Genomic DNA, 24,828 nt, shown 5'->3' on the forward strand with positions numbered 1-24,828 from the left:
TTTCAGACAAGGGCACGCGCATATGGTGAGTTCCTTTCGTGCGGTCGTGGTCGGTGGCGGCTGTGTGGGTGCCGGCATTCTCTACGGCCTGGCAAAGCGCGGCTGGACCGATGTGGCATTGCTGGAGCGAACGCAGCTTACGGCCGGGTCGACATGGCATGCCGCGGGGCTCATCCCCTCTTACGCGCGCAGCCGCAATGTCGGCCGCATGATCGCCAGGTCGATCGAAATCTATGAGGGACTGGAGGCGGAGACTGGCCAGAACGTCGGCTGGCACAAATGCGGCCAGCTGCGCATTGCCAACACGCGCGACAGGCTGGACGAGTACAGAAGCTACATGGACGTTGCCGAGGTCCAGGGTGTGCGGGCCCGGATCGTATCTCCCGCGGAAGCGCGAGAGATCTGGCCGCTGCTCGACAACAACAGCATGCTGGGTGCGCTCTACCATCCCGATGACGGCCACATTGCACCGGCCGATGTCACCCAGGCCATGGCCAAGGGTGCGCGCGACCTCGGCGCGAAGATCCATCTCGATACCGAGGTCGTGGGTTTCGAGCGGATGCCGAGCGGCGAGTGGAGGGTCAAGACCTCACGCGGTGACATCGTCTGCGAACATGTCATCCTCGCAACCGGCAATTACGCACGCCAGACAGGCGCTATGCTAGGCCTGGACATTCCCGCGATCCCGATCCTGCATCAGTACTGGATCACCGAGGCGGTTCCCGAGATTGTGGAACGCAAGCGGCTTGGTCTTCCGGAAATGCCGATCCTCAGGGACGAGGGTTACGAGGGCTATCTGCGCGAAGAAGGCGACGGGCTGATGTTCGGTCCCTATGAGCGCACCGAGCAGCTCAAGCTGTTCGCTGAAAACGGCGTCCCGGAATGGTTCGGCGCCGATCTGCTCGATGAGGATTTCGACGCCGTCTCCTGGAACTGGGAGCGCGCGACCGAACTGGTCCCCGCGCTCGGACGCGCCGGCATCAAGCGGAATGTGCGAGGACCTTTCCAGATGACCGCCGATGAACTGCCGCTGATGGGGCCGGCGTGGGGCCTGGAAAATGTCTGGCTCGCCGAAGGCGTGCCGGGAGGCATCCTTTGGGGCGGTGCGATTGGCTACTACCTCTCCGAACGGATCGTCGAGGGTGGCAACAGCATTGACACGGCGGAACTGGATCCCCGTCGGTTCGGCCACTATGCCAACAAGAACTGGACCCGGGCAAAGGTCAGGGAAGCGTGGGGCACCCACGCCGTACAGCACTATCCAGGCCAGGACATGCCGGCGGCGCGACCGCAGAAGACGGCTCCGTCCTACGACCGTCTAAGCCAGCTCGGCGCGGTATGGGATGTGTTGAACGGCTGGGAGATGCCGAGCTGGTTTGCGCCGGCGGGCATCGAAGCGCGCAATGTCTACAGCTGGCGCTGGACCGCCAAAGGGAACCACGTCGCCGGGGAGGTCCAGGCTGTCCGCCAGGCCGCCGGCCTGGTCGAGATGTCTCCCATGACCAAGTTCGAAGTCAGCGGGCTGGGCGCCGAGGGCTGGCTCGACGGAATCCTGGCCAACAGACTGCCGCGTCCCGGTAGTGTCGCTCTTGCCCATCACCTGACGCCGGCCGGCGGCGTGCAGGCCGAGTATGTGGTGGCGCGGCTGCAGAGCGACCTGTTCTACCTCATATCGACGCCACGCGCCGAGCGCTGGAACCTTGACGATCTCAGCCGGCTGTTGCCGAAGGACGGCAGCCTGCATCTGCGCAACGTCACGGAGGATCGCGGCAGCTTCACGGTGGTTGGGCCGAAGGCGCGCGACATATTGCAGCCGCTGACGGAGATCGACCTCTCCAACGAGGCCTTCCCATGGTTCAGCGTGCAGTCCGGCACTGTCGGCATGGCCAGCGACGTTCGGCTGCTGCGCGTCAACTATTCCGGCGAACTGGGATGGGAACTCTATCATCCGCTCTGCTATCAGCGGCATTTGCTGGATGCGCTGCTGGCATCGGGAGAGGCACACGGGCTGAGGCTGGTCGGGCTTCAAGCGCTGGAATCGCTTCGTCTCGATAAATCCTACCGCGCCATGTATCGCGATATGAATCTCGAACTGTCGGCCTGGGAAAGCGGCCTCGACCGATTCGTCAGCCTCGACAAAGGGAACTTCATCGGCCGCGCGGCACTGGTCGCAAAACAGAAGCAGGTGACACGTCGGATCGCCACGTTGTCGATCGATACGGATGGTGCGAGCGCGTTCGCCTTCGAGGGCGTTTACCGCGAAGGCGAGCTCGTCGGCCACATCACCTCGGCGGGCTACTCCTACACTTTTGGTCACGACATCGCACTTGCGCTGTTGCCCCTGAACCTTGTGTCGCCCGGCACCGAGCTCGAGGTGTCCATCCTCGGCGAGCGCCGCGCGGCGAAGGTGGTCGCCGACTCGCCCTATGATCCGGAAGGCACCCGCGGGCGCATGTGAGGTATCCCGGAGTACAGTTTCCGGGTTTATCGATGTCTCAACCGTGCTGCAGGGCAAAACGCAAAAACCGCGCTCCATCGGGAACGCGGCTCTGCCAGATACGCATGGCGCTTCGCTACGCAAACACTTTGCGAAACTTGTGGCACTTGTCGAAACTTACGGGCTCCGGTACGCGAGACCTGATCCGGAGCGCCGGGCGGATGAGATATGTCCGCCTCGCAGTCCGTTTTATAGGGACATCGTTACCGCGGAGTTATCGAGAGCTTAAGCAAATCTAAATTTGCATTTTTTCCACCGAAGGAAACCGGAAAAACCCGCCAAATCCGTGGGTTACGCAGGGTTACCCCTGAGAAAATTAATTATGCCGGAGAAATCGACGCCGCCATGTCCCTGGGCGTTGAACAGGGCATAGAGCTGGGCTGCTTCGGCACCAAGCGGCGTTACAGCACCCGCACCTTGCGCGGCTTCCTGGGACAATTTCAGGTCTTTCAGCATCAGGGCTGCTGCAAATCCTGGGTTGTAGTCCCTGTTTGCGGGCGAAGTCGGCACCGGGCCGGGCACCGGGCAATAGGTGGTCAAGGACCAGCACTGGCCGGAGGAGGTCGAGGCGACGTCGAACAGCGCCTGATGCGACAGGCCGAGTTTTTCGGCCAGAACGAAGGCTTCGGCGACACCGATCATCGAAATGCCGAGGATCATGTTGTTACAGATCTTTGCCGCCTGGCCGGCGCCGTCGCCGCCGCAATGGACGATGCGACCGGCCATCGGCTTCAGGATCGGCTCGGCAGTTGCAAAGGCGTCATCGGAGCCTCCGGCCATGAAGGTCAGCGTGCCGGCCGCGGCGCCGCCGGTGCCGCCCGAGACGGGCGCATCGATGGACAGCAGGCCGTGTCTGGCGGCAATAGCGTGCGCCTTGCGCGCCGATTCGACATCGATAGTCGAGGAATCGATGAACAGCGCGCCCTTTTTCGCCTTGGGCGCTATGTCCTCATAGACCGACAGCACATGCTTGCCCGCAGGTAGCATGGTGATCACCATTTCGGCATCCTTCACCGCGGCCAAGGCATTCGCCATGATCGTCACGCCATGTTCTTTGGCGACGGTGAGGTTCTCCGGCATGAGGTCGAAACCGCTCACCGTATGCCCCGCCTTGACCAGATTGGCAGCCATTGGGTTGCCCATGTTCCCGAGGCCGATGAAGGCAATGGTGCTCATCGATTTCTCCTGAATAGTTGCCGTCAGCGGCCAATTAATGCCCGCGCGATGATGACGCGCATGATCTCGTTGGTGCCTTCAAGGATCTGGTGCACCCGCAGGTCCCGCACCAGCTTCTCGATGCCGTAATCGTGCAAATAGCCGTAACCGCCGAGTAGCTGCAGTGCGTCATTGGCGACATTGAAGCCGGTGTCGGTGACGAAGCGCTTGGCCATCGCCGACCATTTGCCGGCATCCGGCGCCTTGCGGTCGAGTTTCGAGGCGGCGGCATAAAGGAAAATACGCGCCGCCTGCAGCTCGGTCTCCATGTCGGCCAGCCTGAATTGCAGCGCCTGGAACTGGTTGATCTTCGAGCCGAAGGCCTTGCGCTCGGCGGTGTAGGACAGCGCCTTGTCGAGCGCCGATTGTGCGCCGCCCAGCGAACAGGCTGCGATGTTCAGCCGGCCGCCGTCGAGCCCGGCCATGGCAATGCCGAAGCCCGCGCCTTCGCCGGACAGAAGGTTCTCCGCCGGCACCTTGCAATCCTCGAAGATGACCTGACGGGTCGACTGCATGTGCCACCCCATCTTGTGCTCGTTTGCGCCAAAGGAGAGGCCTGGTGCGTCTTTCGGCACGACGATGGTGGAAATGCCTTTCGGCCCGTCCGCGCCGGTGCGCACCATGACGGCATAGACATCGCTGTCGCCGGCGCCGGAGATGAACTGCTTGGTGCCGTTGAGGACATAGTCGTCGCCGCTCTTCACCGCACGCGTTTTCAGCGCCGCGGCGTCGGAGCCGGAGCCGGGTTCGGTCAGGCAGTAGCTCGCCAGCCATTCCATCGACGTGAGCTTCGGCAGGAAGCGCTGGCGCTGTTCGTCATTGCCGAAACGGTCGATCATCGAGGCCACCATGTTGTGGATCGAGATGAAGGACGAAAAGGCCGGATCGGCGTGCGCCATCGCCTCGAAGATCAGCACGGCGTCGAGCCGGCCAAGTGCCGAGCCACCGACATCGTCGCTGATATAGATGCCGCCGAGGCCGAGCGGCCCGGTCTCGCGGATCACGTCGGCCGGGAAACGCTTGTTGCGGTCCCAATCGAGCGCATTCGGCGCGACTCGGTCGGCGGCGAAGGCCTGCGCCATCTCCTGGATGGCGCGCTGCTCCTCGTTGAGTTCGAATTGGCTGGTGCTCGCATCGACCGCGGCGTCCATGGCGTGCTCCCTGTGTGCTGGCCAGCTAGCTCGCTGGCCTGTTGTTTTTGGCTTTGCGCGCGCACCAATCTAGACCAATGATGCCGCCGCGCAACCCGATCCCCTGCGGAGCGGCTGTGCACCAATGCATGTCCGGAGTGAGATGTGACGACAAAGTTCGATGAACTGCTGGGACAGTTCCACGCATACCTTGCGTCCGTCGATCACGCTCTGGTGCGCGATGCCGTGGCCCGGATCGGCTGGGAGATGCCGGCCCGCACGCTGGAGCCGCACCCGCTTGCCTGCCTGCGCCATCTCGATCGTGCCGCCGAACTGGCACGGCCGGATGCCAAGCCGCTGGTGCAACTGCTTGCCGAGCGTCGCTATGATTTCCGCTGGGGGCAGACCTATGGCGAGGCGGACTTTGGAAAAGAGTTCATCGACAATTACGGCTGGCTGGAGGTGTTCGGCACCCGTGGCCACTTCGCCAATGACGAGGCCGCCGCCGGCCTGTTGATCCTTGGACCCGATATCGTCTATCCCGACCACCATCATGTTGCGGAGGAAATCTACATTCCGCTGACCGGCGGCACCGAATGGCGCATGGGCGAGAGCGGCTTTTGCATGCGCACGGCCGGCGAGGTCGTCCACCATGCTTCCAACGTCAATCACGCCATGCGCACCGGCAAGGAGCCATTGCTGGCGCTGTACATCTGGCGCGGCGGGCCGCTGGCGCAGAAATCCGACATCACCGGAACCGTGGCGCAGGGCAGGGGCTGATGGCCAAAGCGATCATGCTGCAAGGCACGGGTTCCGACGTCGGCAAGACCGTGCTGGTCGCCGGCCTGTGCCGTGCGGCGAAGAAGCGTGGGTTGAAGGTGCGGCCGTTCAAGCCACAGAACATGTCGAACAACGCCGCCGTCGCCGACATTCCAGGTGACAACAATGCCGGCGGCGGCGAAATCGGCCGCGCGCAATGGCTGCAGGCGATCGCTTGCGGTGTCGCGCCATCGGTCCACATGAACCCGGTGCTGCTCAAGCCGCAGACCGATGTCGGCGCGCAGGTCATCGTGCAGGGCAAAATGTTCGGGGAAGCGCGGGCGCGCGACTACCAGGCGATGAAGGGCCGGCTGATGGATGCCGTGCTGGACTCCTGGGGCAAGGTCGGCGAGGGCGCCGATCTGGTCATCGTCGAGGGCGCCGGCTCGCCGGCCGAGATCAACCTGCGCAGCCGCGACATCGCCAATATGGGCTTTGCCACGCGCGCCGACGTGCCGGTGGTGCTGGTCGGCGACATCGATCGCGGCGGCGTCATCGCTTCGGTCGCCGGCACGCATCTGATCCTGCCGGAGGAGGACCGGCGGATGATCGTCGGCTATCTCATCAACAAGTTCCGTGGCGACGTTTCGCTGTTCGACGACGGCATAAGGTCGATCGAGACATTCACGGGATGGCGCTGTTTCGGTGTCGTTCCCTGGCTGAAGGCGGCGGCACGCCTGCCTTCGGAAGATTCGGTGGTGCTTGAACGGCTGGCGTCCGGCGAAGCGCGCGCGCTGAAGGTGGCGGTGCCGATGCTTGGCCGCATCGCCAATTTCGACGATCTCGACCCGCTCAAGGCCGAACCGCAGGTCGAGGTGGTGTTCGTGCCGCCGGGAAGGCCGCTGCCCGCCGATGCCGGGCTGGTGGTCATTCCAGGTTCCAAGTCGACGATCGGCGATCTCCTGAAATTCCGCGAGAACGGCTGGGATCGCGACTTGCTGGCCCATCGCAAGCGCGGCGGCCATGTCGTCGGCATTTGCGGTGGTTTCCAGATGCTGGGCCGTGCTGTGCGCGATCCCGACGGCATCGAGGGCAGCGTCACCGAAGCCGAAGGGCTAGGCCTGCTCGACGTCGAAACGGTGATGGAACCGGAAAAGACGGTGCGCAATATCAGCGCCCGTTCGGTGCCGTTCGACCTGCCGCTCGAAGGCTATGAAATCCATCTCGGCCGCACCACAGGGCCGGATACGCTGAGGCCGTCGGCAATCATCAATGGCATCGAGGATGGGGCGGTGTCGGCCGACGGCAAGGTGCTGGGTACTTATATGCATGGACTGTTTGGCGCCGATGGCTTTCGCGGGAAATTCCTCGAAAGCCTCGGCATCAAGGGTGGAGGGATCGACTATCGCGCCGAGGTCGAGCGGGCGCTGGACGAGGTCGCAGCCGAGCTGGAGACCCATCTCGACTGCGACGCGATCTTTGCACTGGCGCGGTAATTCGGGGCACTGGTTGGCTCAGGCCTTCTCGCCAGCCTTCGGCCAGTAGGTGCCAAACGACCAGACGTTGCCTTCCGGGTCGCGGCAGATGAACTCGCGGCTGCCATAGTCGCGGTTGGTCAATTCCTGGATGATCGTGGCGGCGGCCTTCCTGGCCTTGGCATAGGCGGCATCGGCATCATCGACGGCAATGTAGATCGACTTGCCGCCGCCTGAGCCGGACTCGCCGACCATCTTGCCGTAGTCGTCGTCGCGCACCGTGCCCAGCATGATCATCGAGGAGCCGAAGACCAGTTCGGCATGGTGCACGACATCGCCTTCGCCATAGCGGGCACGAACGCTGAAGCCGAAGGCTTCGCCCAGCCAGTCGATCATTCTTGCCGCGTTCTTGTAGCGCAAAGCGGGGTAAAGCCGCGGCGCTTCGGTGGTTGTGGGCATGGGAACTCCTTCAGTGGGATTGGTCGATGCCCCACTTGTCGTCGAAGGCCGTCCCAAGGTCTTGAAGAAATGTTACCTGATTGAAAGCGCGGTTGGCGTCTCGCCGGCGAGGTCGCGAAACTCGCGCACCAGATGGGCCTGGTCGGCATAGCCGCAATCGGCTGCGATATCGGCCCAATCGGCTGTCGGCTGTCTCGACAGGCCGAGCGCCCGGTTGAAGCGGACGATGCGCGACAGCGTCTTGGGGCCGATGCCGATGGCGTTGGAAAAACTGCCGGCGAGATGTTTGCGGCTCCAGCCCAGCCTTTCGGCGATCGATGCAATGCGGGTCCGGCCGCCGGATGCGATGATGCGGTCATAGGCCCAGGCGATTTCAAGCGGCGTCTCGGCGGCATTCTCAAGACGGGCGGTGACGAAGGCTTCGGCCATATCGAAACGCGTCGTCCAATCCGGCGCATTACCCAGCCGTTCACGCAGCGCCAAGCCTTGCGCGCCAAGCACGTCGCCGAGGACGACCATGCTGTCTGTCAGTTCGCTCATCGGCAGGCGGAAGAAACGGCGTGCGCCAAGCGGCGTGAAGTTGACCTGGACGCAGCAGGCACCGCCGAAGGATTCGATCACCACCGGTCCGGCAAAGAGGCCGGCGGCGAAACTGGCGAAGCGGTCATTGTCGCCGGGCGCCTTGCCGAGGCCGATGGCGAAGGGTTCGGCGAAGCTGATGACCAGCGGTACGGTGAGCGACGCGTATTCGACGTTGCGCAGATGGCCGGGCGCTGTTTCGCGATAGCCGCAAATGTCCGATACGATGCCCGCAAGTTGAGGGTCGGGCAGGCGCCGGCGCATCTCGAACCGCCCGGCGACAGATCGGTCCTGCTCTTGCCGGGGTTGCATCTCGACTGGCATCGGCCATCCTTCCGTAGAAAGAAATCTAGCAGACCCTTGGCCGGAATCAAAAGCGCCCGGCTTTTGGCCGGGCGCTCCTCGTCCCCACTTCAAGAGAACGTATCAGGCGCCGCGCATCAAGCAGCCGCCGGCAAGCACGATGAAAGCAATAAGCACGATCCACACCGATGCGAGTGGAATGAACGCAAGAACGCCAAGCGCGGCGAGAACGCCGATGATGGCGATAACAACGGAAATGATAAAAACGATCTGCGTAGGTGCGCTAAGATTCATGTGTGGCTCCTCCAACATGATTCGAACAGCGGCATTCTATCAGGGCGCGTGATCACACACCAATCAGGGCGCGCAGCGGGTTCGCCGGGTCGGCCAGCAGCTTCACAGCAAGCGCCAGGCATACGATCACCAGCAGCGGCTTGATCAGTTTTGCGCCGATGCGCATGGCCAGGCTGGCGCCGACGCGGGCGCCGAGGAACTGGGCAACGCCCATCATCAGGCCGATCTTCCAGTAGACGACGCCGAAGGCCGCGAAGACGATGAAGCCGCCGATGTTGGAGGCGAAGTTGAGCAGCTTGGTATGCGCCGTCGCCTTGAGCACGCCGTAGCCGGCAAGTGCCACGAAGGCCAGCATGTAGAAGGAGCCGGCGCCTGGTCCAAACAGGCCATCGTAGAAGCCGATGGCCGGCACCAGGGTCAGTCCGAACAGGAACGGCGACAGGCGCTCAGCCCGGTCGACATCGTTCATGTTGGGTTTGAACGCGAAGTAGAGCGCGATGGCGATCAGCACGATGGGCAGGGCAGCCCGCAGAATGTCACCCGGCACGATCGTCGCCAGCAAGGCGCCGATGGCGCTTCCGACAAGGGCCAGAAGCGCCGACGGCAATTGCCGGCGCAGGTCGACATGACCCTTCGATGCATAGTGGATGGTCGCCGAGCCCGAACCGAACATGCCTTGCAGTTTGTTGGTGGCGAGCGCCTGGACCGGCGTGAAGCCGGCAAGCAGCAGCGCCGGCACGGTGATCAGCCCGCCGCCGCCGGCAATCGAATCGACAAAGCCCGCAGCGAAGGCGGCGAAAGCGAGCATGGCAATGGTCTGGATGCTAAGGTCGATCATCTGAGGTATGGAGGTGTCCGGCCGGCTCAAATATCGAGCGTTCGACCATGGCCGCCCTGTTTGCGCAAGGTCGATTCCGCGCTACCTCTATCCAAGCGCATCGCGCTTGGATTTGTATTTGTGTGGTTAACCCGGAAAGAGGCTCCTGATGGCATTCGCATTGCTGGACCAGATACGTCAGATCTTCGACGGCGACCCAGGTGTGCGCAAGGTGGCGGACGATCCGGTCCTGTCGGCGGAACTGCTGATGTTGTTTCGCATGATCCTGGCCGACGGGTCTGTCAGCGAGAGTGAGATGGTTGCCTTCCGGCGCATCTGCAAGGAGGCCTTCGGCATCCAGGAAAGCAGCATCGACAGCGTCATCGAATATCTCAACGAGTTCGGCTACGAGACCAACGGTTCGCAGGCCATCGCACTGTTCCGCGATCTCGACATCGAACGGCGCAAGCAATTGGCTCAACACATGGCGGACATCGCCAAGGCGGATTCGCAACTGGCCGAGAGCGAGGTGCGGCTGCTGCGCCGCACGCTCGACCTGCTCGACATCAGCCCGGTCGATGTAGTGAAGCCGCAGGAGTGATTGGGCCGCCTTCTCTCCTGATCAGCCTTGCTCTCGCAGCCGCTTGGCGATTGCCCGGTGCAAGTCAGGAGCGGCGGTGACAAGCGCCTTGGCAGCCTCGGACTGCGGGTGGTCGAGCACCTCGCTCGTCTTGCCGCGCTCGACGACCTTGCCGTCATGCATGACCAGCACCTCGTCCGTGATGGCGCGGGCGACGGTCAGGTCGTGGGTGATGAAGAGATAGGCGATGCCGAGCTTCTGGTTGAGCTCGGCGAACAAATCGAGGATTTGGGCGCGGATCGAGACGTCGAGCGCCGAGACCGGTTCGTCGGCGACGACCAGCTTGGGGCGGGTGATGATGGCGCGGGCGATCGACAGGCGCTGGCGCTGGCCGCCGGAAAATTCATGCGGGTATTTGTCCATGTCGCTGATGCCGAGGCCGACTTCGTGCAGCGCATGCGCCACCATTTCGCGGCGCTCGGTGCGCGTCGGCTTCTTCTCCAGCACATGCAGGGGTTCTGCGACCAGTTTTTCGACCTTCTGGCGCGGGTCGAAGGATCCGTAGGGATCCTGGAAAACGACCTGCATGTCACGTCGCGCCGGCTTCAGCTCGGCTTGGCTCTTGCCGGTGATGGCCTCGCCGCGAAACCGGATTGTGCCCGAGCTTGGCCGGTCAAGCGCCAGGATCATGCGGGCAAGCGTTGACTTGCCGCAACCGGAGCGGCCAACCAACGCCACTGACTGACCCGGCGCCATCGACAGGGACACGTCGTCGACAGCGCGGATCGTTGGCGCTCGTTTGAACGGCGAGGCGCGCCGGCCGGGGTAGTCGCGGGTCACGCCCTCGACCTGAAGCAAAGGGCGGCCCGTCTCGATGCCATGCGGCCTGGCGCGCGCCGGCACATGCATCGAGGCCTGCGCCAGCTGGCGCGTGTAGGGATGGAGCTGCTCGGACAGCGTGCGCGCCGTGTCGCCGGCCTCCATCACCTCGCCGTGGCGCAGGATGGTGATGCGGTCGGCCATCTCGGTCACTACGGCGAGGTCATGCGAGATCAGGAGCAGGCCCATGCGGCTTTCCGCGACGAGGTCGCGCAAGAGGTCGAGGATCTGCGCCTGCAGCACCACGTCGAGCGCCGTCGTCGGCTCGTCGGCGATCAGCAGCTTCGGCTTCAGCGCGCAGGCGATGGCGATGACGACGCGCTGGCGCTGGCCGCCGGACAGTTCATGCGGATAGCGCGACATAGGGAATTTCGCCGAGGGGAGGCCGACGCGGTCGAGCATTTTTCGCGCCCGGTCTTCGGCCTCGGCGCGGCTGGCCTTGGTGTGCCAGCGTATGCCTTCGGCAACCTGTTCGCCGATGGTCTTGACCGGATTGAGCGCCGTCATCGGCTCCTGGAACACCATGCCGATGTCGTCGCCGCGCAGCGCGCACATCTGGTCCTCGCTCGCCGTGAGGATGTCGATGCCGTCGAATGTGACGCGTCCGGTGGCGCGCGCGGCATGGGGCAGAAGCTGCATCACCGTCAGCGCGGTCATCGACTTGCCCGAACCGGATTCGCCGACCAGTCCCATCACCTCGCCGGGCGCGACGGAAAGCTCCACACCCCTGAGGATCGGCGTGTCGCCGATGGTCAGCGACAGGTTCTCGATGTCGAGCAGGCTCATCGCTGCCGCCGCGATTTCGGATCGAGGATGTCGGCGATGCCGTCGCCCAGGAGGTTCAGCCCCAGCACGGCGACAACGATCGCCATGCCCGGAAAGATCGCCATCCATGGCGCCACCACCATGCGGGTCTGCGCGTCGAACAGCATGCGGCCCCAGCTCGGCATTGGCGGTTGCGCGCCAAGGCCGAGATAGGAAAGCCCGGCCTCGGCCAGGATGCCCAGAGCGAACTGGATGGTGCCTTGCACCAGGAGCAGCGTGGCGATGTTGGGCAGCACATGCTCGATTGTGATCTGCGCGCTGCTCTTGCCGGCGGCGCGTGCGGCGAGAATGAACTCGCGCGGCCAGATCGCCAGCGCGCCGGCGCGAGCGACGCGGGCAAAGACCGGGATGTTGAAGATGCCGATGGCGATGATGGCGTTGACGGCGCCCGGCCCGAAGATGGCGGTGATCATGATCGCCGACAGCAAAGCCGGGAAGGCGAAGACGAGGTCATTCAGACGCATCAGCGCTTCGTCGACGAGGCCGCCGCGGGCCGCGGCAAAGGCGCCGAGCGGCACGCCGACCCCCATGCCGATGCCAACCGCGACCAGCGCCACGGCAATCGAATTGCGGGCGCCGACCATGACCATCGACAGGATGTCGCGGCCGAAATGGTCGGTGCCGAACCAGTGCGCCAGCGAGGGTGCCTGCGTCTTGTCCGATATCACCAGTTTCGTGACGTCGTAGGGCGTCCAGGCATAAGAGACTACAGCCATTGCCAGGATCATGAGTGTGATGACGAAACCGGCCACGAAGGCGGTGTTCCTGAATGCCTTGGCCAGGGTGCTGCCGAACGTCTCCTCTGAGATGTCGATGTGCAGTGTCATTGCCGGCTTCTCAGGCGCGGATCGACCACCGCATAGGAAAGATCGACGAGAAGGTTGACGGCGATGACGGCGGCGACCAGCAGCATGACGACGCTTTCGACGACGATTAGATCGCGCTGCGTGATGGCCTGGAACACCAGCCGGCCGAGGCCGGGCAGATAAAACACATTCTCGATGATGATGGTGCCGGCAAGCAGGAAGGCGAATTGCAGGCCCAGAATGGTCAACACCGGGATCATGGCGTTGCGCAGGGCATGCCGCCACAGCACAGCTCGGTAGGGCAGGCCCTTGGCGCGGGCGGTGCGGATATAGTCCTCGTTGAGGACCTCGATCAGCGCCGAGCGGGTGACGCGCGCCAGGATCGCGGCTTGCGGCAAGGCAAGTGCGACCGCCGGCAGCAGCAGCGATTTCAGGGCTGGCCAGACGCCGGCACTCCAGCCGGGAAAGCCGCCGGCAGGGACCAGCCGCAGCCAGACGGCGAAGACATAGATCAGCATCAGCGCAAACCAGAAATTGGGCACGGCGACGCCAAGCTGTGCGGCGCCCATGGAAATCGTGTCACCGGCGCGTCCACGCCGGCTGGCGGAAAACAGGCCAACGGGAATGGCGATGATGGTGGAGAGGGCAAGAGCAATCAGCGCCAAGGGCAGCGAGACGGCAAGCCGCTCGCGCACCAGGTCGATGACCGGCACCGAATAGGTGTAGGAGCGGCCGAAATCGAGGCTGAGCAGACCGCCGGCCCAGTGCAGATAGCGCAAGGCCAGTGGCGCGTTGAGGCCCATCTGGTTGCGCAGCAGCTCGACCTGGTCGGCGCTGGCATTCATGCCCAGCATCAGCCGCGCCGGATCGCCGGGCAGGATCTCCAGGACGGCGAACACCACCATGGAAGCCAGCACCAGCGTGGCGATGGCGATGGCGAGGCGTTTTAGGAGGTAGGCGGTCATGGAAAGTGGGGGATCACTCGCTCCACTTCACCTTGGTCAAATCATTGGCCTGGATCGGGGCGTTTTCCCACAGCCCTTGCAGCTTGGCGTCCCAGACGCCGACCTTCGGCAATTCGTAGAGGAAGCCGACCACGGCATCGTCGGCCAGGATCTTCTGCGCTTGCCCCAGCAATTCCTTGCGCTTGGCTTCGTCGGAGGTGACGCCGAGATCGGCAATCACCTTGTCGAAGGCCGGGTTGTCGTAGTTGAAGTAATAGTCCTTGCGTGAATAGATATCGATGTCGTTGGGCTCGGTGTGGGAGACGATCGTCAGGTCGTAGTCCTTCTTGGTGAACACCTGGTCCAGCCACTGTGCCCATTCGACTGGAATGATTTCCAGATCGATGCCGACGTCGCGAAGCTGCGAAGCGATGATCTCGCCGCCAAGCCGTGCATAGGCGGGCGGCGGCAGTTTCAGCGTCGCCTTGAAGCCGTTTTCGAGGCCTGCCTCTTTCAGCAATTCCTTGGCCTTGGCGACATCATGCGGGTAGCGGCCGGTGAGGTCGACATAATCCTTGCTGGCCGGCGACATGTGCGAGCCGATCGGCTGGCCGAGGCCGGCCGAGGCGCCGTCGATGATCGCCTTGCGGTCGAGCGCGTAGGAGATAGCCTGCCTCACCTGCAGCTTGTCGAAAGGCGGCTTCTTGTTGTTGATCGACAGGATGGTCTCACCCTCGGTCGCGCCGATCACAACCTTGAAGCGCGGGTCGTCCTTGACCTGAGCGAGGCTGTCGGCATCGAAGAACGGGAAAGCCTGGATGTCGCCGGAAAGCAGGGCCGGTACATAGGCCGCGGCATCGGGTACGATGCGGAATTCGGCCTTGTCGAGGGACACCGGCGTGCCCCAGTAATTGTCCGATTTGACCAGCGTGATCGACGATCCCTTGGCCCAGCTCTGGAACTTGAACGGGCCGGTGCCGATCGGTTTCTCCTTGTTGGTCTCTGCCGATTCCGGCGCCACGATCACCGCGTCACCCCAGCCCATATTGTAGAGGAAGGATCCTTGCGGGTTCTTCAGCGTGACCTTGACGGTTGCCGGGTCGACCACGTCGACCGTGTCGATGGCGGCGAACAGCCCCTTTTGCGCGTTGACCGAATTTTCGGCGCGAGCTCGATCGAGCGAGAATTTCACGTCGCTGGCATCGAAGTCGGTGCCGTCATGGAATTTCACGCCGGTGTGTAGCTTGAAAGTGTAGACCTTTCCATCATCGGAAATGGTCCAGCTTTCGGCCAGATCCGGCAGCACCTCGCCAGTGGGCCCGATGCGTGTCAGGCCCTCGAACACATTGGCGTAGAGAACCTCGTCGATCGCAGCGGCAGCACCGGCGGTCGGATCGAGATGCGGGGGTTCGAGCGGAATGCCGATGACCAGGTCGGTTCGCGCGGCAAACGCAGAGGTGCCGGCGGCCAGCAACAGCACCGCGGCCGCCAAAATGGTTTTCCACAATTTCATCGTGCAACTCCCCATGCGTTCAGACACGTGCTCGAACCCGGGCGATAGAAGCGTGATTTCGCCACGGAGTAAATTGCGTTTCGTTCTGCCCGTTGGCGTGGCCGGGAATGTTTTTGTCCTGGCGACCGCATCGACAGGTCGAAGCTTGTCGCGATGCGCACCTTATCCCGTGGCTGTGCCGCGCAGCAGCACGTTGAGCCCGATCGCCATCACCTTGGCCGATTCCACCATATCCGATATCCCGACCCATTCGTCCGGCCGGTGGGCGAGGTCGAGAATGCCCGGCCCATAGGCGATGCAATCATAGATATGGCCGATGCGCGCTATGTGCTTCTGGTCGTAGGTGCCGGGCGAAATGACATAGTCGGGTTCGCGGTCGAAGATCGCCATGATGCCTTGCGCAACCGCCTTGACCACCGGGGCGTCGCGCTCGGTCATCAGCGGCAAGACTTCCATCAGGTCGCGGATTTCATAGTCGAATTTTTTCCGCTCGCGCTTTAGCCGGTCGAGGATACCGGTCACTTCGCCTTTGACGGTCTCAAGATCCTCCTCGAGGAGGAAGCGACGGTCGATGGTCAGCCGGCAGGAGTCGGGCACATTGGGCGACGGCAGGCCGGGCCGGAAATCCTCGGTCTGGCCGCCATGGATCGAATTGATGTTCATGGTCGAGCGTTTTGCCCCTTCGGGCACGACCGGCATGCGCGTCATCTTGCGGTCAAGCGCAGGGAACAGCTCGTCCTCGAAAGCCCTCAGCACGGCGCCCATGTGGCGCACGGCATTGTCGCCGAGAAACGGCATCGAGCCGTGCGCGATCTCGCCCTTGGTCTCGATCTCCGCCCACCAGACACCGCGATGACCGAGACAGATGCGGTCCTTGTTGAGCGGCTCGGGAATGATGACGTGGTCGACCCTGGGCTTCGAGAAATAGCCCAGGGTCGCCAGATGGGCGACGCCGCCGAAGCCGCCGGACTCCTCGTCGACGGTGCCGGATATTTCGATGGCGCCGGGAAAATCGGGGAAGACTTCCAGGAAGGCTTCGGCTGCGACGATCGAGGCAGCCAGGCCGCCCTTCATGTCGCAGGCGCCGCGGCCGTAGACCTTGCCGTCTTTGACGATGCCGGCAAAAGGATCGACGGTCCAGCCGTCGCCAGCTTCGACCACGTCGATATGCGAGTTGAAGTGGACGCAGGCGCCTGACGATCTTCCGTCGAAACGGGCAACGACATTGACGCGCGGGTAGCGGTCGGTGTCGCCAGGCGTGCCTTCGGCGCGGATGAATTCGGTCTCGAAACCACTCTTCTTCAGCCGCGCGCCGAGATATTCGGCGCATGGCCGATAGGCCTCGCCGGGTGGATTGATGGTCGGAAACCGGATCAGCTCGGTAGTCAGCGCGACGACATCGTCGCGACGATCATCGATTGCCTGGAGGAGTCGCTCGTTCATGCGCCGAGTTGAGCAGCGATCGTCTTGATTTTGCAAGCCCGTTGGTGATCGAGCCCGTGCGGCGTGTCGTTGCGGCAACTATCGCGGGAAATCGTTCAAATTCTCTGCTTTGGATTGGCGAATTGGTCAAGGAGTGTGTGTTAGCCCGTTCATCTGCCATTAAAAAGATGAAAAACAATTTGAGGGCAGACAGGTTAGGGGCAATCAAAGGGGTTTGATCGCATGAAAAAGACAGTTCTCATGGCAGCCGTGTTTGTTGCGATGCTGTTCGGTGCTTCGGGGCAGGGCTGGGCAGCCAGCCTCGTTGCAAATATTGACGTGTCGTCGCAGACGATGACCGTCAGATATGGCGCGTCCGTTTACCGGTGGAGCGTCTCCACCGCGCGCAAAGGTTACATCACACCGCGCGGCAGCTATCGGCCGCAACGGACGGCGCGGATGTGGTATTCGCGCAAATACGATATGTCGCCGATGCCTCATTCGGTGTTCTTCCGCGGCGGCTATGCCATTCACGGCACCGGCGCGGTGAGGCAGCTCGGGCGCCCGGCATCGCATGGCTGTGTGCGCTTGCACCCGACCAATGCCGCCGCCTTCTATGCGATGGTTCGGCAAGCCGGTTTTGGCAACACGCGCATTGTCGTCACCAACTGAGGCGATTCAGGTTCGCTGTTATCTGCTGGCGCAGGGCTGACACCCACGCCGGCAGCTCTGCTTAAGCGTTTGGGACCGCTTTTGCCTGCGGGGGACGCTTTCGACGCCCGCCGCTGATCTCCCACCTTTTGTGGAACCACATCCACTGGCCGGGATCTTCTCGCACCCAGCGTTCGACGACGTCGTTGAGACGCTGGGTGGTGGCGTGGACATCGACGCTGCCGTCAGCGGTGCGCGGCAATGTCAGCTTGTCCTCGATTTCGAGCCGGAAGCGGTTGCCTGGCAGCCTGACGCAGCGCGCCGGATAGACGTCGCAGTCATAGTGGCGGGCAAGGGTGGCCAGCACCCGATTGCTCTGGCACGGACGGCCGAAGAATGTCGTCTCCAGTCCGTTGGAGAATTTCTGGTCGACAAGGATGCCGATGTTGCCGCCGTTCTCCAGGACCCCTGCCAGGGCGAATGAGGCACCGGCCATGGATGGCAGCAACGAGCCCATGGTCGAGCGGCGCGTCGAGAGGATGTAGTCGGCAAGATAGGGATTGTTGGGCGGCCGAAACAGCGCCGTGATGTTCATCCCGAAGGTCGCCGCCGCCACAGGCAGAAGTTCGAAATTGCCGAGATGGCCGGTAAAGACGATGTGCGGCTTCTCTTCGCTGGCGATTTCGACGAAGTGGTCAGCTCCCTTGACCTCGATGCGGCCGGGCTTGCTGGCTGTAGGGTCGTAGTCGAAGAGGGCGTCGAGAAAGATGTATTCCGCGGCAAGACGGGCCATGTTGCCCCACATGTCGGAGGCGATCTCCTGGATTTCGGCCTCGCTCTTTTCCGGATAGGCCTTGCGCAGATTGTCGACGGCGACCTGATGGCGTCCTACCCGGGGGCCGACCATGCGTGCGGCGCGGTCGGCGAAATTCAAAGCACTGTCGGCCGGCAGCAGGCGCAGGACCGAGATGATCATCATTGCGGCGCGCGCCACCAGCCAGTAATTGAGCTGGCGCAGTTGCCTGCCATAGCGAAATTTTAGATCCCGACGGAACTTCTTGAACACAGAGGTCAAGGCTCTAGCCGACGCGCAGGATGATCTTGCCGAAAACGTCGCGGCCTTCCATGCGCTTCAGCGCGGCATCTATACCGTCGAAGTCGACTTCGGTATCGATGACAGGTGCGACCTGTCCCGCTGCCATTTTCTGCATGGCGTTGGCCATGTTTTCCATGCGGCAGCCAAACGAGCCAAGCAGTTTCAATTGCTGCTGGAACAGCTGCATGAGGTTGATCTGCGTCGACACGCCGGAAGTCGAACCGCAGGTCACCAGGCGGCCGCCGCGCTTCAGGCACAACATCGAGGCGGCGAAGGTGTCGGCGCCGACATGTTCGAAGACGACATCGACGCCCTTCTTCTTGGTCAGCTTGCGCACGACGCCCTCGAAACGGTCGTCGCGGTAGTTGATGACGTGGTCGGCGCCGAGCGCCTTGGCCTTGTCGATCTTGTCGTTGGAGCCGACCGTGGTGATGATGGTGCAGCCCATCCGCTTGGCCAGCTGGATGGCCGCCGAGCCGATGCCGGATCCGCCGGCATGGATGAGGATGGTCTCGCCGGGCTGCAGCCTGGCGTTGTCGAACAGCATGTGCTCGACGGTGCCGAAGGTGACGGGCGCCACCGCCGCGCCGATGTCGGTCACGCCGGGCGGGGCGGGGACCAGAAGGCGGGCCGGCAGGTTGATCTTTTCCTGCGCGAAGCCGTCGAGGTGGAAGCCGTGAACGCCCGAAACATGTTCACAGAGATTGTCGCGGCCTTCGCGGCAGGCTCGGCAGAGGCCGCAGGTGCGTGCGCCATAGATCGACACCAATTGTCCGGGTAGCAGGCTGGAAACGCCGGGGCCTACCGCCTCGACCTCGCCGGAGGCTTCGGCGCCGACGACCAGAGGCAGCTTGCGCTTGGCGAAGGCCATGCCGCGCCAGCCCCAGACGTCGATATGGTTCAGCGCCACCGCCTTGATGCGCAGCGTGACTTCGCCAAGTGCCGGCGGTGGGGGAGGCGGCAGGTCCACCGTTTCAAGACGGCGGTCCTCGATAAGTTGCAATGCGCGCATTGGGCCTGTCGGTTTCGGTCTGGCTGAAAAGGTCGCTTAGACCGGTTCCCGCGCCATGACAAGGCAAGTGTTCTGGCCGCCGAAGCCGAAGGAGTTCGACAGCACGGTGCGGACCTCGGCATTGCGCTTCTTGTTCGGCACCACGTCGAGCACGATCGCCGGGTCGGGATTGTCATAATTGATGGTCGGTGGAATGACGCTTTCGCGCATCGTCATCAGCGAGAACGCCGCCTCGACGGCGCCGGCCGCCGACAGCGTGTGGCCGATCATCGATTTGTTCGACGAGACCGGCATCGAGCCGATCCGCTCGCCGAATACCGTCGACAGCGACAGATGCTCCATCTTGTCGTTTTCCGGCGTCGAGGTGCCGTGGGCGTTCACGTAGTCGATCTCGTCTTGGCTCAAGCCGGCATCGGCTAGCACAGCACGAACCGCCGCGATCGCCGGCGAAGCGTCCGGCTTCGAGCGGGTGCGGTGGAAATCGTCCGCCTTTTCGCCGCAGCCGCGCAGGATGCCAAGAATCGTGGCGCCGCGCGCGAGTGCGGTTTCCAGCGATTCCAGCACCAGCGCGCCCGAGCCCTCGGCGAGGACAAAGCCGTCGCGGTCCTTGGAGAAAGGTTTTGACGCCTTTTCGGGAATGTCGTTGTGGGTCGACAGCGCCGATAGCAGCGAAAAGCGGATCAGCGCCTCGGCGGTCGCCGAACCGTCGGCGCCGATCGACAGCGCGCGGTCGCATTCGCCGCGGCGGATCGCCTCGACGCCGAGCTGGATGGCGGTGGCGCCGGAAGCGCAAGCGGTCGACAGCGTGATCGGCAGCCCGCGTGTGCCGAAACGGTCGGCAAGCCGGCCGGCGATCGAGCCGAACTGCGTGGTCTCGAAAAAGTCGAGTTCTTTCAATCCGCGCGCCACCCGCAGCAGCCGTTCGCCGCCGGAGTCCAAATCATTGGAATTGTAGAGCGCGAAGCGGTCGTGCCAGTCGAGTTCGACCGGCGGTGAAGCGAGGAAGAGAGGACCACCAAAATCACCGGAATCGAGGCCGGACTCGGCCACGGCCTCACGCGCGGCGGTTTCCGCCAGTTCATAGGTGAGGTGGCTGGAGCCCTTCGAGCTCGACGGCAGGAAGTCGACCATGCCGGAGATGCGGGTGTTGAGATGATCGACCGGAAAACGGGTAATCGGGTGGATGCCCGACTTGCCCGAGGTCAGCGCCGCCCAATTATCGGCCTTGCCGACGCCAAGCGAGGTCACCACGCCGATGCCGGTGACGGCAACGATCGGCCTGCCCATATGATCGTTCAGATTGGCCATGCGGTAGCCCTCGATCGTCTATCGTTGCGGCATGGATCGTGACCACCGCCTCAGGCGGCGTTGACGAGCGCCATGCCCTCGAATTGGTGATAGCCGATCGCCGTTGCAAGGACGGTTGCGGGAACCCCTTCGAACGGCTTCTCGGCTGCGGCATCAAAAACAGGGTAGGCGGCCTTGCGATCGACGGCCAGCGCCGCCAGTGCCACAGCGAAGGGAAACTGTGCTTCCTTCATGTGTCCGGTCAGCGTCGAGAAACCGCGCGCGGCAATCGCCGGATTGGCATCGAGCGCGGCTTTCTCGGCGATGGTTGCCGTATGGGCGCCCGACGCGCCCGACAGGGCCAGCAACTTGCCGTTCGGCACTGCAGCCTGCTTGAGTAGCGCGGCGATCTGAGCGTCGAGTTCTCCCCATGGGCGCCTGGCGCGGCCGGAGACGACCGGCCCAAGCTCGGCATAAATCTTTCGTCCGCGGCTTGTCGCGTGTTCGCGCTGCTCCAGCACCAGGAAGGCACCGCCGGATCCAGTCACGACGCCGCCGCCCTCAGCGCCCTGCCTTTGCCAGACCGGCTTCCATGGGCCGCGATGCAAATAGCCAGCGAGCTCATAGCCGAGCAGCATGTCGGAATGTTCGGTCTGGAAGGCGCCGCCGACCAGGATGTGCGTCGACTGGCCGGAGCGGATGCGCGCGGCTGCTGTCTCGACGGCGGCGACACCGGCACCTTCCTCACCCATGAAGGTTCTGGATGAGCCCGTCACCTTGTGGACGATGGAGATGTTGCCGGCGAGCAGATTGGAAAGCTGGGCCAGGAACAGTGTCGGCCGCAATTCGGTGGTCAATTTCTCGTTGATCAGCACATCGCGGTCGTTGCGGCTTTCCGAAGCGGCGAGGATGGCGGCATCGACCGCCTCGTCGCGTTCGCCGCCGCCCGCGGCCACAACCATGTCCATGGTCGTGCAGAGTTCGTCATTGCCCTTGATGCCGGCGTCGTCCAGCGCCAGGCCTGCGGCATAGGTGCCGAGCCTCTGCCAGGTTTCCATCTGGCGCTGATCGCCACGCTTGGCGATCTGCAGGTTCCAGTCGATCTCAGGCAGCGGATGGACCGTATAGGGTGCAAAGCGCGCCGCTTCGAGCATCGGTTCCAGGCCCGGCTGCGCGAGCTTCTGCCAGTGGGCGTCCGGACCTTCCCCCAGCGAGGAGACAAGGCCGATACCAGTGATGACGACGTCGCGGGGGCTGCTCATGGGCGGCTTTGTGGGTCAGGCGGCAGAGCGCGTCAAGATCGCGCGTTCAACCGACGTCAGGCGGTCTTGGCGGCAACCAGCGCGTCGATCTTGGCGCACAGGTTCTTCATGACGAAGTAATCGTCGGTCGAAGCCTTGCCGTCATTGACCTCCTGGGTCCACTTTTCCAGCGGCACCTTGATGCCGAATTCCTTGTCGATGGCGAAGACGATGTCGAGAAAATCGAGGCTGTCTATGCCGAGATCGTCGATCGTATGGCTCTCGGGCGTGATGGTGTCGATATCGATCTCGCTGGTGTCGGCAATGATCTTGGCGACTTTGTCGAACGTGGTGGACAAGGGCTTTTCCTTCGGTTGCGGGCGGAATCTGTCCGCATCTTGTTTGGGCGCTGTCTAATCGGTTTTTTCCGGCAGGAAAAGGCCTGATACGCCGGGCGCAGATGGGTAGGGTGCCTTCGAAACGCAAGAAGGGCCGCCGGTTTTACCCGGCGGCCCTCCTGTTGACGCCGCGTCAGCCTTTATTTCGATGCATGTCGTTTTCCCGAAACCGGGACATTTTTGGCGACATGCATCAGCTGTCGCGGAGCTTGACCAGGTCGTTGAGCAGCCCGCCCGTTCCGTTGTGGACGGTCAGCCGCTCGACCTTGCCGGCGATGGTCTCCAGCGCCTCGAGCTCCTTCAACCGCAGCATCACCGGGTTTTCCGCCATCACCCTGGCCGTGTTGAGGAGGGAACGCGTCGCGTTCGTCTCCTCGCGGCGACGGATGATGTTGGCCTCGGCCTGCTTTTCGGCCGACACCACCTGGTTGAGGATCTCGCGCATCTCGCCCGGCAGGATGACATCCTTGAGGGCGATATCGCTGACCTCCACTCCGATCGCAGCCATATCGGCGCGGACCTTGCCAGCGGCTTCCTCGTCGATCGTAACCTTCTTTTCGAGGATCTGATCGAGCGTCAGCGCGCCAAGCGTCTTGCGGAAGGCGTATTGCAGGGCGCGGTAAAGGGCTTCGGAGAAGTCCTTCACCGTGCTGACCGCCTTGACCGGATCGACGACCCGGTATTCGGCTGCGATGTTGACGCGGATCGTCACGCGATCCTTGGTCAGCACTTCCTGCCCGGCAACGTCGAGCGACTGGCGCTTGAGGTCGACGACCTTGATCTGCACCATGCGTCCGACGTTCCAGAAGCCATGCACGCCCGCCGTCAGCGTCCTGACCAGGACACCGTCGATGAACAGCAGTCCGGCCTGACCATCGACGACCGGATGGACGGACATCAATTCCGCCTTCCGGGCCTGGCCGAGCCGGCGCATGACCGCCGCATCGATGGCGAGATCGACCGATGTGTCGATCAGCGTCACCTTCCACGGGCCGGCATCGGTCCACAGCACGAGCTTGCGATCCGGCGCCAGAACGGCGTGCAAATTGCCGTCACGCTCGATGACGGCGACATCCGTGCGCCCGGTGCGAACGACGGTGAAATGACGCGCGGCCACATCCGGGAGCTTGTCGAACAACGCCTTCTCGTATGCCGAAACGAATTCCGGGTTCTTCAGATCGTGCCGGGACACTTCAAGGCTGCCGCGCCGGTTGGCGAGCCAGTGCTCGCCCGGCAGCAGGACAGTCTTGATCTCACCCTTGTGCAGGGTGAGGGCACGTTCGTTTTCCTTTACGAGGACGCGCTCGCGTCCAAGAACCTTGTCGAGAATGGTCATTGTCTTACTCCTGTCGGGCATGGCCCCATGCGAGGCGTCAAGTCATGCGTCGATCGTTCCTTTCGTTTCTCGTTTCACGTCGTAGTCCGGGCACGAATGATCCGGGGACTGGTGGCATCAATCCGTGACGGGCCTTCGGGAGCGGATCGCGGGGCAGCGAAGCGGGCTCGGCAAGCCTTGGCCTCCCTTGCCGGCGACGCTGCGCCTTGATCGTCACCGCGGGCCTGGCCGCGAGCCGATGGCGAAAGACGCTTGGGATGATCCGCGCCCGAGGGTTTGGGTCATCCGTCCAGTCTTTCGCATTCCAGTCCCCGGATCGTTTTCAGATAACACCTGGTAGGGTGTTGGCTTTTCAGGCCAATGGAGAAGGAATCGAACCTTCGACAGTCAGATTAACAATCTGATGCTCTTCCAGCTGAGCTATCCGTGGTGCAGATGAAGGGAATTGAACCCCCGACCTCCGGACCCAAATCCGGCGCTCTCCCGCTGAGCTACATCCGCGATCCCAATCCCCAAAGCGGCGCCGTATACAGGGCGGCAAAGCCGCCTGCACGGGCGGAGGCGAAAGCTCCAACCGTTGTGCTCACTTCGGTTCTCGTGACCGGGAGCGCGCCTATAGCCCCTGCGACGGGTTGTCGCAAGCGGCATTGTCGTGGCGGATTTGCGGCTTCTTGCGGCGGTGGCATTTAGGCAACACCGCTTTCGACGTCAGCGGATCGCGCGCAGGGCGCTCAGAAGGTGACACGGCCGAGCACGCGCAGGCCATCGCCCTGCGGCTCCACGACCACGGCCTCGCCTTCGCGTGGCGAAACGCCGGTCAGTGCCACGATGTCTTCCAGATGGGTGACCATGACCAGATTGTCGGAGCCGGAATAGGCGCGGATTTCCTTCAGGATCGCGTCGAGCTGTGCTGCCTTCTCGGCCGGATCGCTCTTCAGGAGATCAAGCGGCGCAAACAACTCCGGCTCGGCCTCGAAAGCGATGCGCGCGGTGTCGAGGCAGCGGCAATAGCGACTGGACAGCACGCGCTCGATCGGTGCAGCACGCGCGGCAAACAGAGCGCCGATCTTGCTCGCCTGCTGCTTGCCGCGCGCCGACAGGTTCATCTGGGTGGCGCAGCTGTCGATGTCGAAATTGGCCGGATCGGTGGTGCCGGTGACCATGGCATGGCGCAGCAGCACGACATGCCCGCCATCGCGCAGCAGCGCCCAGCCTGCATCCGTGGCGTGCGCCACGCCGGGGACAACAAGCAGGAACAACGCCAAGGCAAATCGAATCATCCGCTATCCTTCTCCGGTTCCCGGCAATGG

General features: G+C 63.2%; 23 protein-coding genes and 2 tRNA genes. 5 read left to right on the plus strand and 20 right to left on the minus strand.

Translation table 11 applies throughout. The features are described 5' to 3' along the window. Nucleotides 1–22: 22 nt before the first annotated feature. Complete coding sequence (locus MESCI2_RS0125900) at nucleotides 23–2,458, plus strand: GcvT family protein (RefSeq protein WP_027039017.1); 2,436 nt, start codon at nucleotides 23–25, stop codon at nucleotides 2,456–2,458. A 330-nt stretch (nucleotides 2,459–2,788) separates the two neighbouring features. On the opposite strand, the gene mmsB is transcribed toward MESCI2_RS0125900, so the two are convergent. Then, nucleotides 2,789–3,673, minus strand: a complete 885-nt coding sequence (gene mmsB / locus MESCI2_RS0125905; protein ID WP_027039018.1) for a 3-hydroxyisobutyrate dehydrogenase — start codon at nucleotides 3,671–3,673, stop codon at nucleotides 2,789–2,791. Nucleotides 3,674–3,696: 23 nt separating this feature from the next. After that, the gene (locus tag MESCI2_RS0125910) at nucleotides 3,697–4,863 is read right to left on the minus strand and encodes an isobutyryl-CoA dehydrogenase (protein ID WP_027039019.1); all 1,167 of its coding nucleotides are present in this window, start codon (nucleotides 4,861–4,863) and stop codon (nucleotides 3,697–3,699) included. 144 nt (nucleotides 4,864–5,007) lie between these two features. On the opposite strand from MESCI2_RS0125910, the gene MESCI2_RS0125915 reads away from it, so the two are divergent. Continuing rightward, nucleotides 5,008–5,622 (plus strand): dimethylsulfonioproprionate lyase family protein, encoded by a 615-nt coding sequence (locus tag MESCI2_RS0125915; protein WP_027039020.1) that lies wholly within the window; start codon nucleotides 5,008–5,010, stop codon nucleotides 5,620–5,622. Continuing rightward, nucleotides 5,622–7,097, plus strand: coding sequence for a cobyric acid synthase (locus MESCI2_RS0125920; RefSeq protein WP_027039021.1), 1,476 nt, complete (start codon nucleotides 5,622–5,624; stop codon nucleotides 7,095–7,097). The genes MESCI2_RS0125915 and MESCI2_RS0125920 overlap by 1 nt, the downstream gene beginning before the upstream one ends. An 18-nt stretch (nucleotides 7,098–7,115) precedes the next feature. On the opposite strand, the gene MESCI2_RS0125925 is transcribed toward MESCI2_RS0125920, so the two are convergent. From MESCI2_RS0125925 to MESCI2_RS0125940, 4 genes are all read right to left on the minus strand, one after another. Continuing rightward, nucleotides 7,116–7,535 carry a VOC family protein gene (locus MESCI2_RS0125925; RefSeq protein ID WP_027039022.1) on the minus strand — a complete coding sequence of 140 codons (420 nt, stop codon included), beginning with the start codon at nucleotides 7,533–7,535 and terminating at the stop codon, nucleotides 7,116–7,118. Nucleotides 7,536–7,607: 72 nt separating this feature from the next. Beyond that, nucleotides 7,608–8,438 (minus strand): helix-turn-helix domain-containing protein, encoded by an 831-nt coding sequence (locus MESCI2_RS0125930; RefSeq protein WP_027039023.1) that lies wholly within the window; start codon nucleotides 8,436–8,438, stop codon nucleotides 7,608–7,610. A 102-nt stretch (nucleotides 8,439–8,540) separates the two neighbouring features. Next, nucleotides 8,541–8,711, minus strand: a complete 171-nt coding sequence (locus tag MESCI2_RS1000000137535; protein ID WP_023812274.1) for a hypothetical protein — start codon at nucleotides 8,709–8,711, stop codon at nucleotides 8,541–8,543. A 52-nt stretch (nucleotides 8,712–8,763) separates the two neighbouring features. Next, nucleotides 8,764–9,549 carry a TSUP family transporter gene (locus MESCI2_RS0125940; protein ID WP_027039024.1) on the minus strand — a complete coding sequence of 262 codons (786 nt, stop codon included), beginning with the start codon at nucleotides 9,547–9,549 and terminating at the stop codon, nucleotides 8,764–8,766. Between the two features lie 148 nt (nucleotides 9,550–9,697). Here MESCI2_RS0125940 and MESCI2_RS0125945 point away from each other — a divergent pair, with 148 nt between their 5' ends. Then, nucleotides 9,698–10,129 carry a TerB family tellurite resistance protein gene (locus tag MESCI2_RS0125945; protein WP_027039025.1) on the plus strand — a complete coding sequence of 144 codons (432 nt, stop codon included), beginning with the start codon at nucleotides 9,698–9,700 and terminating at the stop codon, nucleotides 10,127–10,129. Between the two features lie 21 nt (nucleotides 10,130–10,150). On the opposite strand, the gene MESCI2_RS0125950 is transcribed toward MESCI2_RS0125945, so the two are convergent. From MESCI2_RS0125950 to MESCI2_RS0125970, 5 genes are all read right to left on the minus strand, one after another. After that, nucleotides 10,151–11,773: an ABC transporter ATP-binding protein gene (locus MESCI2_RS0125950; protein ID WP_027039026.1), complete on the minus strand. Its 1,623-nt coding sequence runs from the start codon at nucleotides 11,771–11,773 to the stop codon at nucleotides 10,151–10,153. Then, nucleotides 11,770–12,639 carry an ABC transporter permease gene (locus MESCI2_RS0125955; protein WP_027039027.1) on the minus strand — a complete coding sequence of 290 codons (870 nt, stop codon included), beginning with the start codon at nucleotides 12,637–12,639 and terminating at the stop codon, nucleotides 11,770–11,772. The genes MESCI2_RS0125950 and MESCI2_RS0125955 overlap by 4 nt, the downstream gene beginning before the upstream one ends. After that, nucleotides 12,636–13,583 carry an ABC transporter permease gene (locus MESCI2_RS0125960; RefSeq protein ID WP_027039028.1) on the minus strand — a complete coding sequence of 316 codons (948 nt, stop codon included), beginning with the start codon at nucleotides 13,581–13,583 and terminating at the stop codon, nucleotides 12,636–12,638. The genes MESCI2_RS0125955 and MESCI2_RS0125960 overlap by 4 nt, the downstream gene beginning before the upstream one ends. A gap of 13 nt (nucleotides 13,584–13,596) precedes the next feature. After that, complete coding sequence (locus MESCI2_RS0125965) at nucleotides 13,597–15,075, minus strand: ABC transporter substrate-binding protein (RefSeq protein WP_027039029.1); 1,479 nt, start codon at nucleotides 15,073–15,075, stop codon at nucleotides 13,597–13,599. A gap of 162 nt (nucleotides 15,076–15,237) precedes the next feature. Beyond that, nucleotides 15,238–16,518: an acetylornithine deacetylase/succinyl-diaminopimelate desuccinylase family protein gene (locus tag MESCI2_RS0125970; RefSeq protein ID WP_027039030.1), complete on the minus strand. Its 1,281-nt coding sequence runs from the start codon at nucleotides 16,516–16,518 to the stop codon at nucleotides 15,238–15,240. Nucleotides 16,519–16,740: 222 nt separating this feature from the next. Here MESCI2_RS0125970 and MESCI2_RS0125975 point away from each other — a divergent pair, with 222 nt between their 5' ends. Next, nucleotides 16,741–17,169, plus strand: a complete 429-nt coding sequence (locus tag MESCI2_RS0125975) for a L,D-transpeptidase (RefSeq protein ID WP_023812266.1) — start codon at nucleotides 16,741–16,743, stop codon at nucleotides 17,167–17,169. Between the two features lie 61 nt (nucleotides 17,170–17,230). Here MESCI2_RS0125975 and MESCI2_RS0125980 read toward each other — a convergent pair whose 3' ends face one another. The 9 genes from MESCI2_RS0125980 to MESCI2_RS0126020 all read right to left on the minus strand — a co-directional run bounded on the left by MESCI2_RS0125980 (nucleotide 17,231) and on the right by MESCI2_RS0126020 (nucleotide 24,798). Next, nucleotides 17,231–18,214, minus strand: a complete 984-nt coding sequence (locus MESCI2_RS0125980; RefSeq protein WP_032901378.1) for a lipid A biosynthesis lauroyl acyltransferase — start codon at nucleotides 18,212–18,214, stop codon at nucleotides 17,231–17,233. Nucleotides 18,215–18,227: 13 nt separating this feature from the next. Further along, nucleotides 18,228–19,256: a zinc-binding dehydrogenase gene (locus tag MESCI2_RS0125985; RefSeq protein ID WP_027039032.1), complete on the minus strand. Its 1,029-nt coding sequence runs from the start codon at nucleotides 19,254–19,256 to the stop codon at nucleotides 18,228–18,230. A 36-nt stretch (nucleotides 19,257–19,292) separates the two neighbouring features. Then, a complete protein-coding gene (locus tag MESCI2_RS0125990) occupies nucleotides 19,293–20,564 on the minus strand; it encodes a beta-ketoacyl-ACP synthase (protein WP_027039033.1) in 1,272 nt (423 codons plus the stop codon). A 50-nt stretch (nucleotides 20,565–20,614) separates the two neighbouring features. Beyond that, nucleotides 20,615–21,805, minus strand: coding sequence for a beta-ketoacyl-ACP synthase (locus MESCI2_RS0125995; protein ID WP_027039034.1), 1,191 nt, complete (start codon nucleotides 21,803–21,805; stop codon nucleotides 20,615–20,617). Between the two features lie 56 nt (nucleotides 21,806–21,861). Continuing rightward, a complete protein-coding gene (locus tag MESCI2_RS0126000) occupies nucleotides 21,862–22,143 on the minus strand; it encodes an acyl carrier protein (protein WP_010909964.1) in 282 nt (93 codons plus the stop codon). 232 nt (nucleotides 22,144–22,375) lie between these two features. Next, nucleotides 22,376–23,518, minus strand: coding sequence for a slipin family protein (locus tag MESCI2_RS0126005; RefSeq protein WP_027039035.1), 1,143 nt, complete (start codon nucleotides 23,516–23,518; stop codon nucleotides 22,376–22,378). Between the two features lie 357 nt (nucleotides 23,519–23,875). After that, nucleotides 23,876–23,943, minus strand: a tRNA-Asn gene (locus tag MESCI2_RS0126010). A 2-nt stretch (nucleotides 23,944–23,945) separates the two neighbouring features. After that, nucleotides 23,946–24,019 (minus strand) — tRNA-OTHER (locus MESCI2_RS0126015). A gap of 230 nt (nucleotides 24,020–24,249) precedes the next feature. Further along, nucleotides 24,250–24,798, minus strand: a complete 549-nt coding sequence (locus MESCI2_RS0126020) for a histidine phosphatase family protein (protein WP_027039036.1) — start codon at nucleotides 24,796–24,798, stop codon at nucleotides 24,250–24,252. Nucleotides 24,799–24,828 lie beyond the last annotated feature (30 nt).

It is taken from the genome of Mesorhizobium ciceri WSM4083, assembly GCF_000519305.1.
Classification (GTDB): domain Bacteria; phylum Pseudomonadota; class Alphaproteobacteria; order Rhizobiales; family Rhizobiaceae; genus Mesorhizobium; species Mesorhizobium ciceri_B.